6 protein-coding genes are annotated in these 14,915 nt (G+C 55.2%); 3 read left to right on the plus strand and 3 right to left on the minus strand.

The genetic code is table 11. From position 1 onward, the window contains the following. Window positions 1-89 precede the first annotated feature (89 nt). Together RB_RS03770 and RB_RS03775 are read left to right on the plus strand one after the other, a co-directional pair. The gene (locus RB_RS03770; protein WP_164921467.1) at window positions 90-5,504 is read left to right on the plus strand and encodes a choice-of-anchor I family protein; all 5,415 of its coding nucleotides are present in this window, start codon (window positions 90-92) and stop codon (window positions 5,502-5,504) included. A gap of 187 nt (window positions 5,505-5,691) precedes the next feature. Continuing rightward, window positions 5,692-8,673, plus strand: coding sequence for a carboxypeptidase regulatory-like domain-containing protein (locus tag RB_RS03775; protein WP_231846188.1), 2,982 nt, complete (start codon window positions 5,692-5,694; stop codon window positions 8,671-8,673). Window positions 8,674-8,827: 154 nt separating this feature from the next. Here RB_RS03775 and RB_RS03780 read toward each other — a convergent pair whose 3' ends face one another. Continuing rightward, window positions 8,828-10,336 (minus strand): Gfo/Idh/MocA family protein, encoded by a 1,509-nt coding sequence (locus RB_RS03780; RefSeq protein WP_011118593.1) that lies wholly within the window; start codon window positions 10,334-10,336, stop codon window positions 8,828-8,830. A 318-nt stretch (window positions 10,337-10,654) separates the two neighbouring features. Here RB_RS03780 and RB_RS03785 point away from each other — a divergent pair, with 318 nt between their 5' ends. Then, a complete protein-coding gene (locus RB_RS03785; protein WP_164922694.1) occupies window positions 10,655-11,458 on the plus strand; it encodes a hypothetical protein in 804 nt (267 codons plus the stop codon). A gap of 245 nt (window positions 11,459-11,703) precedes the next feature. Here the strand turns inward: RB_RS03785 and RB_RS03790 are convergent, their stop codons facing one another. Both RB_RS03790 and RB_RS03795 read right to left on the minus strand, forming a co-directional pair. After that, window positions 11,704-12,939, minus strand: coding sequence for a hypothetical protein (locus tag RB_RS03790; RefSeq protein ID WP_007332705.1), 1,236 nt, complete (start codon window positions 12,937-12,939; stop codon window positions 11,704-11,706). Between the two features lie 19 nt (window positions 12,940-12,958). Continuing rightward, the gene (locus tag RB_RS03795; RefSeq protein ID WP_164921469.1) at window positions 12,959-14,878 is read right to left on the minus strand and encodes a hypothetical protein; all 1,920 of its coding nucleotides are present in this window, start codon (window positions 14,876-14,878) and stop codon (window positions 12,959-12,961) included. Window positions 14,879-14,915 lie beyond the last annotated feature (37 nt).

A 14,915-nucleotide genomic window follows, 5' to 3' on the forward strand; every position in this document is an offset into this window, starting at 1 on the left:
CAACGTTTGCAGCAACTTCATTTTTGATCGTCAGAATTCGCGGGACTTACATTGTCCCCCGTTCTTACCATCGAATTTGGATCACTCTCGTGGCAAAACGATTTCTTTCCCGTCGTTCGAACAAACGCCGTCAGCACCTGCGTGCGGGATTGCAAACACTCGAATCCCGCCAAATGTTGGCTTCTGATTTCTCGTTGCAACTGCTCCATGCCAGTGATTTGGAAGGCGGTGTGGAGGCGATTTCTGATGCACCGCACTTCGCGGCGATTGTCGATCGTTTGGAAACAGAAGCAGCCAATGACGGTCGCGGTTCGCTGCTCGTTTCGGCGGGTGACAATTTCATCGGCGGCCCGTTCTTCAGTGCCTCCGGTGATGGCAGTCTGCGAACTCCGCTGCAAGAAGCCTACCAAGGGTTGCTCAGCGAACCTGGCCTGAACAACATTCGTGAAGACGGGGGCCGCGTCGACATTTCGATCATGAACCTGTTGGAATTCGATGCGTCGGCTTTGGGGAATCATGAATTCGACTTCGGGACCGACACGCTCGGTGCCTTGATCGGCACAGATATTCGCGGCAACACGCCAGGAGATGTGCGTTGGTTGGGAGCGCAGTTTCCTTCGCTCAGTGCCAACCTCGATTTCTCTGGCGATCCAAGTTTGGCCGGTTTGTTCACCGCCGACATTCTACCCACCACCGAATATCGAGCCGATCTTGGTGATTTGGCCGCAACCGCCGCTGCGCCGAAAATCGCTCCCGCGACGATTGCCGAAGTGAACGGTGAATCGGTCGCGATTGTCGGTGCGACCACTCAGTTGCTAAGCCAGATATCGTCACCCGGCGGAACTGTTCCCAACGCGGGTGGAACCAACGACATGCAGGCTTTGGCCGATGTCCTGAACCCAATCATCGCTGACATTGTTGATGGCGATGACGACATCGCGGGAAACGCGGATGATGTCAACAAGGTCATCTTGGTCAGCCATCTACAGCAGATTTCGCTGGAGGAAGAATTGGCTGGATTGCTCAACGGTGTCGACGTCATTGTCGCCGGTGGTTCGGACACGCTGCTCGCCGATGCGCAAGACACTTTGCGTGCAGGCGATGTAGCCGAAGGAAATTATCCTTTGCAAACGACCAACGCGGACAACGATCCGACGCTGATCGTCAGCACCGACGGCGAATACAGTTACGTCGGGCGGTTGGTCGTCGACTTTGACGCCAGTGGTGTCGTGATTCCATCGATGTTGGACGCTTCGGTCAGCGGAGTCTTTGCCACTGACGAAGCGGGAACATTGGTCGTCACTGGTGCGGCAGACATTGCCACCGCGATCGCTGATAGTACCAAGGCGACCGAAGTCAACAAACTGGTTCAAGCCGTTCGCGGTGTTGTCACTGCCAAAGACGGAGAGATCTTTGGTGCCACCGATGTCTTCCTCGAAGGACGCCGCGCAGAGGTTCGAACACAAGCAACGAATCTGGGCAACCTGACCGCGGACGCGAACCTTGTGGCAGCTCGTCAGTTCGATGCTACAGTGGCGGTTTCGATCAAAAATGGTGGCGGCATTCGCGCGGCGATTGGTGCGATCGATGGATCGACCGGTGAAGAGCTTCCGACCGCGGCGAACCCAGACGCAGGAAAGGAAGCAGGCGAGATCTCTCAACTGGATATCGAAAACGCGTTGCGGTTTGACAACGGTTTGACCGTGATGACGGTCACCGCGATGGAGCTGAAGCGATTGATCGAACACGGCGTTGCGGCGACCGATACGGCCGGCAACGCGACACCAGGTCAGTTCCCGCAAATCGGTGGTGCCAAGTTCAGCTTTGATCCAAACGAACCAGCATTGGTGTTGGACGCTTCCGCCAACGTCGTTCAGGAAGGCCAGCGAGTTCGCAGCTTCGCATTGGTCGACGATAACGGTGAAATCATCGACGTCTTGGTGCGAAATGGCCAATTGATCGGCAATCCCAATCGCGAAATTCGTATCGTGACTTTGGACTTCCTCGCTGGGATCTTCTCGGGCGGTTCACCGATTGGAGGCGATGGCTACCCGTTCCCCGCCTTCGGTGATTCCATGACTCATCTTTCGTCGGCTGGTTTGTCGGATGGTGCGACGGATGTCTTCACGACCGGTAAGGAGCAGGATGCGTTGGCTGAATACCTGCTGGCCAACCACAATCCGGATGGTGGGACCGCTCCTTATCGAGAGAGCGAGACTTCGCCAGTTCAAGATCAACGTATCCAAAATTTGGCGGTCACCAATGACACGATCCTGACGCCATCCTCGATCGACAGTTTCAAAATCTCCGTTGCCGGCACCTTCGAAACGGGCGTGTTCGACGAATCGGCCGCGGAAATCGTGGCTCATGACCCGCAAACCCAGCGAGTCTTCTTCACGAACTCCGATGCCAACCACATTGGTGTGCTGGACATTGCCGATCCAACCTCACCAACGGAACTTTCCCCCATCACGTTTCCCAGCGGGACCGGTGGTGTGAACAGCGTCGCGGTTTCTGGTGGCATCGTTGCAGTCGCGGTTGCTGCTCCAACGCACACTGATCCTGGTGGAGTTCTGTTCTTCGACGTCGACGGCAACTTACTCGGCAGTGTCACCGTTGGGGCTCTGCCAGACTCACTCACATTTTCTCCCGACGGGATGAAAGTGGTCGTTGCTGGTGAAGGCGAACCGGACGATTTGGAAGATCCCAATCCGACCATCGATCCCTTGGGTACGATCAGCGTGATTGATCTGACTCGATTGCGTCAAGACGGCTTCATCACATCCTTCGACGTGACCACGCTCGACTTCACCGCGTTTGATGGACAAGAAGACTCGCTACGCTCACAAGGTGTACGCATCTTCCCGGGCCGCTCGGCGTCACGTGATTTGGAGCCCGAGTACGCCTCCATTTCTCCGGACGGAACGCGTGCCTATGTGACTTTGCAAGAAGCCAACTCCGTCGCAGTGGTCGACTTGGTTCAGCCTGAAATTCTGGAGATCCAACCGCTTGGTGTGAAAGATCATTCGCTGCCAGGTAACGGCATCGACCCAAGCGATCGGGACGACTCCGTGGTAATTGCACCGCATCCCGTCTTTGGGCTCTACATGCCCGACGCCATCACCTCATTCGAAGTCGGTGGACAGACTTTCTATGCCACCGCCAACGAAGGTGATTCACGAGATTTTGACGAAGACCGGATCAAAGACATTGTTCTTGACCCGACCGCTTTCCCCAATGCGGCCGACCTGCAAGAAGACGATGTTCTGGGGCGTCTGACGATTTCAAATATCGATGGCGACATCGATGGTGATGGCGACTTTGATCAGCTCTTCGCGTTTGGAGCTCGCTCGTTCACGATCTTCAATGCGTCTGGCGACGTTGTGTTTGATTCAGGCGACCAGTTTGAGCAACTCACCGCTCAGTTGGTTCCTGATCTGTTCAACAGCAGCAATGATGAAAACGAGTTTGATTCACGCAGTGATGCAAAAGGGCCTGAACCCGAGGCCATCACCACCGGAGTCATCGGCGATCGAATGTATGCTTTCATCGGATTGGAACGTACCGGTGGCGTCTTCGTCTACGACATCACGTCCCCCGAGGAAGCCACCTTCGTTCAATACATCAATAATCGTGATGCCAATGCGACGGACATCGAACAAGCTGGCGATCTGGGTGTCGAAGATCTGAAATTCGTTTCCGCATCGGACAGTCCCAACGGGCAGCCGCTGTTGCTCGCGTCCAACGAAGTCAGTGGCAGCGTCACCATCTTTCAACTCGGCCAGTCCGTATTGGACGTGGAATTGCGTGCCGTCGCGACGCCGAGCCTCGCTGGTTCGACCGAATTGCCCTCCGCGATCACGACCAGCCCCATCGGCGGGACTTACTACGTCGAAGCCTGGGTGCAGGATTTCGACAACCAATTCAATGGATTGGCCGGTGGACAAATTGACGTTCGGTACAACACCGATGTCGTTGACGCGGTTGGGATATCCAACGACGACTACAACTTGCTGCCATCGGGAACGATCGACGATTTTGTCGGGCTGATTGATGATCTTGGAGGCGGAACCTTGCAGACCGGGCAAGGCTTGGCACCAACTTGGGTCCGCTTGGGCTACTTCGAAGTGATTGCCACCGCAGGCGGAACCGCGACCTACACACTAGCATCCGGTGACCTGCCGTTTGCACGATTTGGCGGAGGAAACCTGGACGCTGGGGCCGTGGATCTGACCGATGTTGAATCCGTTCAACATGTTCAAGCCGCAATGCTTGATTTGGCCGTCGTTCGGAACGATACCGATTTGGAAGAAGGAGGCCGAGTGGACGCGGTGCCTGAATCGGTTGGCTATGTTCACGAATGGGAAGGCTTCGCCACCGAGATCTACCTGACGCCTGAAGTAAACACACAAGCCGTCGATGCGGTTTCGTTTGACCTCTCGTACGACACATCACTGACGAGTGCTTGGACATTCGAACCTGCCGAGTCGTTCAGTTTGGACGGCGCGGTGAACGTCGACGATGCCAATGGCATCGTCAGCAATATTTCGCTGAGCGCGTCCACACCAGTCTCGGATGGTGGTCCGATCCTGCTCGGTCGCGTTCGTTTTGCACCAACAGCAAACGATGACGCTCCCGTCGATGAGAACAGCAATTTCGTCGGTGCGTACGATTTGGAACTGGCGGTCGAAAATGCCACCGTCACTTCAGGTGGCATCGTCGGTAGCGCAGGCGTCAGCCAAGTCCCTGATACCGGCATGTGGGCGGTTCCTTACGACGCGGATGACAGCGACCAAATTGACTTCGCGGATTTCTCGATCTTTGCGAGCGTCTTTGGCGCGGTTGTCAGCGACAGCAATCATCTGGCCGCTTGGGCGGACTTTGATGGTTCGGGACAAGTCGACTTCGAAGACCTTGATCTGTTCGATGCCAACCACGGATTGCCTTCGGCGGATGGCGATCAGCTTGGGTTCAGCAACACCTACCCCACGCCGGAATTGGCGGGGCCACCCGTCGCGATCAAATTTGCTTCGGCAGCCGGCCAACAGCGATTGGCGAACTTCGGGCCTTTCAACAATCAACGCATGCAAACGGACGTCAATAACGATGGCCAAGTCAGCGCACTGGATGCTTTGTTGGTGATCAATGCTTTGAACCAACCCAATACGCAGATGTCTCGTGCGTTTTTGGATGTGAACGAAGACGGTGCCACGACGGCGATCGATGCCCTTCGTGTGATCAACGCTCTCGGCGACATCGATATCGTCGGCGATGCAGCGCCGTCCAGCGAGCCAAACGATGAATCAAGTGTCGAAGTGCTCGATGCCGTTCTCGGTCAAGTCGAACGTGAGGCACGCAAGCTGTTGAATGTGGCACCGCAAGCTTCACTCGACTACGCCGCGATCAGCCAGGTCGATTTGGACTCGGAAGAGGACCGAGAAGAACTGGAAAGCTTGCTCGAATCACTGTCGCTCGACCAAGGTCAATTACGTCTGATGTCGTAAGACTCACGTCGTTTCCAAACGTCGCAAACGCCAGCGAAGTTCGTCTTCTCTGGCGTTTTTATTTGATAGGTGTCCACACCGCGGAACGGTATAGAAAATTACTGCAGGGTTGTGCCGCACCCCCTACAATCGGATCGAATGTTTGAAGACCGTCCTTCGAGACCGTTCATTGCCAGAGGATTCAGCGATGCGTTGGAAACCAGTCACTAAATTGCAGTTCGTTTATTTGATGCTGCTCTTGATGGTCCTTCCGCAGGGTCAGGGGGCGTCGGATGAACTTCCGGATTCAGACGTCGACCGTCTCACTGAGATCGCTGGGACGGCAGTTGATGAAGCTGGCAACGCGGTTTCCAACGCAGTTGTAGAGATTCATTATTTCGACGGATCCAATCCGCAACGGAAGAAGGAAGGCAAAGCCGATTCCGACGGCAAATTCCAGTTCAGACTTCCGATCGCGAAGACGATGCTCGCCGCGACAACTTTTCGTGCGCAGAGCGAAGACGGTTCCCTGCTGACGTTTGACCGAATTAGCAGAGATGCTTCCAGCCAGCGTCCTTTGCCAGTTCAGTTGCAGCTCGAAAAGACCCGTCTCGGGACCATTCAGGTGGTTGATCAAGACAATCAACCAGTCGAAGGAGCCAATCTAATGGTCCAAATCGGCGCCTACTTCACGGTCGATGCTTTCGCGACTTCTGTTCCTGGGAAATACACGTTTTCCTATCCGCCTTCGAGCGGAATCCGATCGGTGATTGCTTGGAAAAATGGTCTGGGAGCGGACTACGAACTGTACGCGCTTTCACGAAACCAGCGAAACGACCAGAACGCAAAAGTCCCCGAGTTCCCAGAGGATGGAGCAAAGCTTCAGTTGGACGGTGCGGAGTCAGTCACATTCATCGTCAAGGACGGCGATGGAAAGCCACTGGCTGACGTTGAGGTTTATCCATGGCTACTGCAAAAGGAATCAGAGAACGACCAAGTCAATCTGAGTTTCGGCCAAACTAATTTCGTCGAAAAAACTGGGGCCGATGGGCAGGTGACATTTGATTGGATGCCGCAGTGGCAAAAGAGCCCAGTGACATTTTGGCTGTCTCGCGATGGCTTCGTCCATTCGCGAGGGAACTATTTCCCATCGAAGGGCAACAAGAATTTGTCGGTCGTCATGAACCGAACCGTTCCCATACGCGGACGCGTGGTCGACCCTGATGGCAACCCTGCACCTGGGATCACCGTGGTCGCAAATGGTCGAGGCTATGCCACCGACCCCGGGCGAGAAAGAGTCACGACCGAGCATGACGGAACGTTTGAAATGCTAGTGCCGGGAGAGCAGATTTACCTTCTTTCCGTCGAAAGCGAGAAGTGGGCCAGCGACGGAGTTCCGACATTCGTGGTCAATCAGTACCAACCTGTGGATGGTGTGGAACTGAGACTTCGCCAGCCCACAGTCGTCACCGGACGCATCACGGACGAAGTCACCGGCGAACCGATCGCCAACGAGCGAGTTGGTTGCTACTTGTATGGAACGTCACTGAATGACATGGAGGACGTCAAGATCGCCAATCCAGATGGTTCCAACCTCTACGTTCGTCCCATGGTCTACTTCAGCACTCAAACCGATGATGAGGGTCGATACGAGTTGAAACTTGGCAACGGCAACTACAGCTTGCGTCCACCACAACGTGCGAAGTCGGTCGAGTTTGAAGTGGCGGGTGAATTGGAAAAGCAAGTCGACGCGAGCATTGAAACGATTGAAAAGGTCGTGTTGCAAGGCATCGTCCGTAATGCCGCTGATGGCGTTCCCGTTCCAAACGCGACACTTGACGGTATCGCACGCGAATTCATCCGCACCGATTGGAAAGCCATATCAGATGCGGACGGAAAATTCGCGGTCGAGACGGACGGCAGCGCAGCCTACATCCACACGACCGATGAACACGGCAAACTCAGATCCATCACCAAGATTGATGACAAGGTGAAGTCAGTTGAGATTGAACTTCATCCTGTCGGTTCCGCGCGGGGTGTGCTGCACAAAAGTGACTCAGATGAACCGGCGTCTAAAACTGTCATTGCCTACGCCATTTATGTCCACGCGAAGAACAATCGTTCCTTCAGTCCGCGGTTTGGTGGGCAAGTGACCACGGACGATGACGGCAATTTCATACTCCCAAACCTGACCGCAAATCATGAGTACGTTTTGACTTTGGCACCTGACTCACAAGGACGCAGCGTTCGACTAGGAACCGTCTTCGTCGAACCAGGTGAAACGGTCGATCTGGGGGCGGTAGGTATTCCTGCTCCCCGGAAACCATACGTTCCACCCACGCTGGACGAGCGCATCCAGCGTGCGATGGCAGTGGACGGGACTCCCTTGCAGCGTTTTGGCCGCGCGGTTCCGCGAGTCCAGCGTTCCAAACAAATGTTGTTGATTGCATTTGGAACCATCAATGAACCTCGTCTGCACGACTTTATGCAGTGGCGATACGAAGACAGCGACTACCGCAAAGTTCGTGATGACTACTTGGTCATGGCGATCTCGACCGAAAGCCAAGAACAAAAGGAACAAGCACGCGAGTTGCTGGACGAACTTGGGGTCAAGAACCTGGATCAATCCATTGAGTTTTCGTTGGTGCTGGTCGACGCAGATGGCGAACTCATCGAACACGTTTCCGGGAAAGACTTCATTGTCGAAGAGCAGCTTTCGAAGTCACATGTGATCGATTGGCTTGACTCGTTCCGTCCCGATCCGATCGACGCTCGAAAGCTCTTCGAAACGACTTTGACCCAAGCCAGGAAAGAAAACAAACGTGTCATCGTCCAAGAAACGGCGACTTGGTGCGGACCGTGTCACATGCTTTCAGACTTCTTGAGCGAACACCAGGCTTGGGAAAAGGATTATCTGTGGGTGAAGATGGACCATCGTTACGTCGGTGCTCGCGAATTGATGCAAGAACTTCGCGACGGGGCACAAGGCGGCATTCCATGGTTTGCCATCGTGGATGCGGACGGCAACCGTTTGGCAACATCAAATCAAGGCGAAGGCGGACGCAACATTGGTTTCCCGTCGAGCGAAGCTGGGCAGCGGCACCTGGAACGCATCTTGATGCAAACCAAACTGACGATGACCGAAGACGAGATCACGTCGCTGGTGGATCAACTCAAAGAGGACGACTAACTTGAGTTGAACAGTTGTCCCCAACTGTTCCGCGAAAGTTTTCGCGATTTCCAATCGATGGCCATCCTCAATCCAACCACGAAAAAAGCCCGAGGGATTTCCCCTCGGGCTTTCTTCTGAATCCGTCAAGGCAGCGTTCACGCCGCATTCAAACTCACGCAAATGGTGAGTACTTGCCTGGAGTTGGCGTTGGGTACTCGCCGTTTTCGCCGGGCAGAGTTGGTGGAGTCGACTCGAGTGTGTACTCGTCGATTCCTGGGCAAAGGTCCTTGCCTTTTTCCATCAGGTCGTCCCATTTGACGATCTTTCCGGAGTAGCAAGCTTCGCGACCGAGGATCGCACAAAACGTCGATTTCGCTCCGTACTCACCTTCGTTGTAGATCTCGCCACGCATCAGAGCTTCGATCAAATCGTGTTGCTCTTGTTGGTGACCGTTCAAGCGTTTGCCTTCGAACGACCATTCGTTCTCGCCCATGATTTGACCCGATGGGTTGGCGGAACCCTTCGAACCGATGGCGAATTCGCCAACGTGGTTCCAACCGCCGGCCAAGTGACGGCCTTGGCTGTGCATCTTCGATCCGTCGGCGAAGGTGAATTCGCAGAACGTGTGGTCAAAGATTTGTGACTTGGTCGCGTCACCGCCCATGCGTTGCTCGCGTCCGCCCATGCCGTTGCACTCGACAGGGTATTCACCTTTGACCCAGCAACCGACGTCCAGGTTGTGGATGTGTTGCTCACAGATTTGATCGCCACAAATCCAGTTGAAGTGGTACCAGTTGTTGCACTGGAAGGCCATTTCGCTTTGGTCTTCGGATTTGTTGCGGTACCAGATGCCGCCACCGTTCCAGTAAACCTGTTGTGAAAGCACATCGCCGATCGCACCGTCATGAATGCGTTCGATGCACTGCATGTAGTGTGGCTCGTGACGACGCTGCAGTCCGATGCCGACCATCAGGTCTTTCTTCTTCGACTCTTCGACAGCCTTCAAAACTCGTTTGACGCCGGGAGCATCCGTCGCGACGGGTTTCTCCATGAAGATGTGGCGTCCCTTGTTGACCGCGTACTCGAATTGTTGCGGTTTGAATCCGGGAGGTGTTGCGATGACGACCAAGTCGCAGTCGACATCGATTGCAGCTTTGTAGCCGTCCAAACCGGTGAAGACGTTTTCAGGTGGAACGGCAACTTTGTCGCCGAACTTGCGAGTCAGGCCTTCGATCGTTCCTTCGGCTTTGTCACCGAATGCGTCGGCCACGGCGACCAACTTGACGTTGCCCTTGGTCGACATGATGTTGGCGGCGGCTCCAGTGCCACGACCACCGCAACCAATCACGACGAAGCGAATGACGTCGTCACCAGCCGCGTGAGCGTTGGGGATCGAAACGCCGGCCAGCGTGCTGCCGGCCAATGTGGTGCCAGCAATCAAACCAGAATCCTTGAGGAACGACCGACGGCTGGCGTCGATGGTGCGGCTGGCTTCTTTGGAAACGGGTGGCTTCGGCTGTGGCATCAGAGACTTCCTGTAGCAAAACGTGTTGAACGGGGCCCGAGGCAATCGGGACGTCCGCGTGAGGTCGGAAAACAAGGCGGGAACCACGACGAGCACCGAAAAGACTGGCTCGTTTTCAACAATCAACCAGCGAGTCAAAAGATGGGGATCGGGCAAAATGCGTCGCGACGGAAGTTGATTATACCCGAGATCACTCCCTGCGGTTCCCTGAGTGCGAAGATTTGGTCCGCAAGTATTGGGAATTGTGGACTAAAATGAAGACAAACGGATCTTTCCTTTCAACGATAACAGAGCAGTGACATGCGACGCTTTTTGATCGCTTCGGCCTTAATCTTTGGCGTCTTCGCGCCGACAGCAGATGCTCAAGGAGTGGTTGCCCGCTACCGTGGGGGCCCGGGAGCCGGCTTTGGATTTTATGGACCTGCCTACCGGACACCCGGTTATCTGGTTCCACCCCCGTATTTACCGAGCACAATGGCCGTCGTGCCAATTGGCCCGCCGGTGGTTCGGCCGGGTTCCTACCGAGATCCGCTCTATCGATATCGAGGTGTCGCTCCAATCGGGCCCGCCATTCCGGTGCTGCCGTATCCCCCGGCGCCGGCGATCGTTATTGCCCCGCCCGTGGTTGCGGGCCCTGGAATCGGCGGAGTTGAAATCAACACGCCCGGTTTCCGCCTCAGCATTCCCGGCCCTGTGCCTTATCCGGTGGAGCCGGCTTATTCGGCTGAGAGTGCCTACCCATCCGATCCGGTGATCTCCTCCTACCCGCCGATACCTGGGCCGGCATTTGACGTGGCGACACAATTGACCGAAGGCGTCGAGCGTCTCGCCGCATCGTTGAACACGATCGAGGATGGCGACATTTGGTGGGACTACCTGCAGATCGATGCGTTGCGACAAGTCACTGACAATTCTCAGGTCACTTCGGATGGTTCGATGACGGCTGATGCGGCCGCAACGATCGATTCCGCCGCTCGGGCGTATCGAGGTGTCACGTCGAACGGGCAACTTGGCAACATCACAAGGTTGGATGGGTTCGCCGAAACGAGAGACGCCCTGGTGGTTCTCTCGCAGTCGCAATCCATTTTGTCTGATTCAGCCAACGCACCCGTCGCCTCTCCGTTGCAACCAACGTCGACGATGGCGAACGAGCCCACGTTGGCTCCGTCACCCGATGAAGCAAATGACTCGGACGTGTCGGAAACAGACGAGGAAGATGACCGAAGCATTGAAGGCTCGGTCGAGGAATTGCCGGCGCCGCCGAAGATCAAGATTTGATCAGGTGATTGAATTGGGCGGCGGCGAACGGTTGTTCGCTGTTTGTCCGCGTGTTGATGGCGAGGTTGGCGGGGTGCACGCCTCGCTTTGTTCCAAAGCATCGGTTGGGATGCCATGTGGAACATGGCCTACGTCCAATGCATGTCAAGGCATGTGGGACATGGCGTACGTCCCATGCATCATGCGAACGCATGTGGGACGTGGTCTGCGTGCTTTGTCGCTAAACACCGGATTGTCGGCGAGGCTTACTTTTGCGTGGCAAGTTTGCGGAAGTAAGCTTCGATGGCTTCGCGGTAATGCGTCGGCAAATCGCGGCTGATCTGTTGCAGTGATTCCTGACGTTCCGCGGGAGGCAGATTGCCCCAGCCATTTTGGTCGTCCATCTTCTTGCGATCCGCATCACCTTGGCCATTGGCACCTGCGATCCGGCTGTCATCCATGGGTGACGCTTGCCCATCGCTTTGGCCGCCGTTCCCACTGGCGCTTTGTTGTTGCTGCTGCTGTTGTTGCTGTTTCTGCTGCTCTTCTTCGATCTTGTCGATCAGCTTGGTGAGCTTGTCGATCACCTCTTGCTCGCGATCCTTGGTCGCTTCGTCGGCACGTCCCAAATCCAAGCGACGCGTGACATCGCTCATCAATCGAGAGATCTCGTCCAGCGAATCTTTCTTGAGTGGTTTGATATCCGCGACCATCATCTCGGCGGTACGAGCGTAACGTGAAGGAATCTCGTCTTTGCGTTGCAACAGACGACGCAAATCCGACAGTGAGTCTTTGATCTTCAACTGCGCGTGGTAGCACGCACCGCGATAGAACAACAGCGTCGCGGGATCGGGGCACACCATCGGATCGACTTCGGCAAAAATCGGCAGGGCTTCGTCGTAGTAACGAGCACGCACCAGTTCACGGCCGATCCAAGTTCGAAGGGCCGCTCGCAATTCGTTTGGCATTGATTCAACGATTGCGTAATCCGGACCGTTGGGATCCATGCCACGTGCGGTGGACAACAAATCGCCGTTCAGTCGACGCATCAGTTCAGACAACACATCGAACTGTGCCGACGCGGCATCAACCCATGCGTTGAGCGGTTCCATGTCGTCACGCTGGACTCCAATCAGAAAGCTCTCGGTCGCTTGGTCCATCAAGTCGGGAGCGACGCCCAACGCATCCAGTGCTGCGCGAAGCTGTTCTGCCATTTCGTCCGAGTCTCGCAGCGGCCAATCCGCGTTACTCTTCAAGCCGTCATTGGCTAGGCCGGATTCCAAAGGTTGGGCTTCTGATTCCGGAATGATTTGGACCAAATCAGAACGTAATGGTCGAGAAACCGAATTGGATGAGAACGATGCTTTCGAAGCAGCCGAGACAATGGCGAGTTCCGACGCGGGTCCGATTTCGGCCATGGCGGGAGACGCCAAAAAGGAGGCCGGCAACAGAGTCCAGAGCGCAGCAGCGAAACGAATTCTCATCAGCAATGATCCATTCAAGGTCGCGGGAGGTGGTTCCCTATTTGTTCCGCTCGGTCACTAAATCACGGGTGATTTGATAAAGCCGATCTTGTCTTTGCGACAAATCGCGGAGCAATGGCAAGACGTCTTCGGCAGAAGTCTCCTTGCCATCCATCAAACTAGCATAGCGATCCGTGGAGCCCTGGATGCGAGTTTGCATCGTACGGATCAATTTTAACTCGGCCAATTTCTGGACAAGGGGTTCTTCTCCAGAACCCGACGGTTGCCCCCCACCGTCGCCCTGTTGTTCCTGTTGTTTCTTTTTTTCCAGGTCACGTTGTGCTTTGGCTAATGCCGCAATCATTTCCTCCAACCCAGCCAAGATGTCGGATTGCAGACCCTGAGTGACCAAGTCAATTTTGCTTTGTCCCAACCGGGTCGAGACCCGAACGGTGTCTTCACGCAATTGTGAGACGACTTCTGGGAACGCGACACTTGAGCCTTCTTCTCGCAAAAGCAGCATCGCGCGGTCCGCTTCCAACGTGATTTTCTGTTCTTCGAACGCCAAATCACCGGCCTTCAAATCCGTGGCACGATTGCGTTGGACTTCGGGTGTTTTTGCCAGTTGAACGGTTTGGTCCAACACGGATGATTGCATCGCCGCCATCTTGCGCAAACGTGCTTCGAGTTTTGCCAGTTCACGTTCCATCTCTTCTTCGCGAAGTTGTCGAAGGATCTTTTCCAATCGATCGATCGCGCGACGCAACTCTTCTTCGGCTTGTCGTTGTTGTTCGGTGGCTTCTTTTCGTTCGTTCTGAGCGAGTTTGTCCTGAGCTTCTTTCATCCGCTCGATCGCGCGTTCGAGCTGCTCCTTCGCCTGTTCTTGAGGCGATTGGGGTTTGGGTGGTTGCTGTTGCGAAGACGACTGCTGTTCGCCGGACTGCTTCTCTCCAGATTTTTGCTCGCCCGATTGTTGCTGCCCTTCTTCGGATTGCTGTTCCCCGGAAGGTGACTGTTCACCTTGCTCTTCGCCCGTTTTTTCTTCGGCGGGTTCACCATCTGGTTGCTCGCCATTTTCGGAAGCTTCTTTGGGCTCATCGCCTTCAGGTTGCTGTTGCGAGTTCTCGTCTTGTTGTCCGCTTTCTTTGGGCTGCTCGTTTTCCTGCGGCTGTCCGTTCTCGTTTTGCTCGCTGCTCTCTTCGCCAGGTTTCTGTTCGCCGGACTCTCGTCCCGCTTCCATCTCGCTCTTGTTGCCAGATTGGTTTTCGGAATCTTCGTTCTTTGATTCTTGTGATTCGCTCTTTGACGATTCGCTTTCGGATGGTTCGCCGCTGGCGTCGTCGGATTCTTCCTCGAGTTCTTTGCGAAGTTCTTCAGCCCGTTCGGCGATCGCCTTCTGCTCCTTTTCAACTTCACTCATCTCGACACCGTTTTCGGTTCGAGCCCGGACGCTACGTTCGTTGCGCTCGGTCAATCGAAGTTGTTTGATGAGTTCCGAAATGCGTTTCTTCTCATCGCGAATTCGGGAGCTTCGGTCTTCGCTCATCAACAGTTTCAGAATCGACTGCAGTTCTTCCGTCGCCGACTTCTGATCCGTCATCGCTTTGGATAGTTGGCCGTCGCCGATCATCTTGCCGGCACCGCGAAGTTTTTCCAGCACGAATCGTTCGCGAGATTGTTTGGCGACGCGTCGCAGTAGGGCTGAACGTTCCGGGTTTTCGCTGGCTTCCATGTCAGCCAATCGAAGCAACAGTTCTTCGAGACGCTCGTAGCGGGTTGCAACGCTGGATTGGCGTGACGCGAGCGTTGTGACTTCATCGTCCGTCGATGATTGAGCAAAGGACGGTTTCGCGGCGATTGAGATCACCAACACGGCCGAAGCCAACGCGAGTGAGTAAGCGAAACGAATGCGTGCGTTTTTCATCGGCCAGAGGATTCGGCGGGGGCGGTCAGCTTGGTTCATGCAATAGGCGTTCATTGAAGTGGCTTTCCATCCGCGGTTCACGTCGCGAGGA

Source organism: Rhodopirellula baltica SH 1, from assembly GCF_000196115.1.
GTDB classification, from domain to species: domain Bacteria; phylum Planctomycetota; class Planctomycetia; order Pirellulales; family Pirellulaceae; genus Rhodopirellula; species Rhodopirellula baltica.

Bases quoted from the DNA above. Each gene is read 5' to 3' on its own strand.
- RB_RS03775 (WP_231846188.1), top strand. From the start codon at position 5,692: ATGCGTTGGAAACCAGTCACTAAATTGCAGTTCGTTTATTTGATGCTG.
- RB_RS03785 (WP_164922694.1), top strand. From the start codon at position 10,655: ATGGCCGTCGTGCCAATTGGCCCGCCGGTGGTTCGGCCGGGTTCCTAC.
- RB_RS03795 (WP_164921469.1), bottom strand. From the start codon at position 14,878: ATGAACGCCTATTGCATGAACCAAGCTGACCGCCCCCGCCGAATCCTC.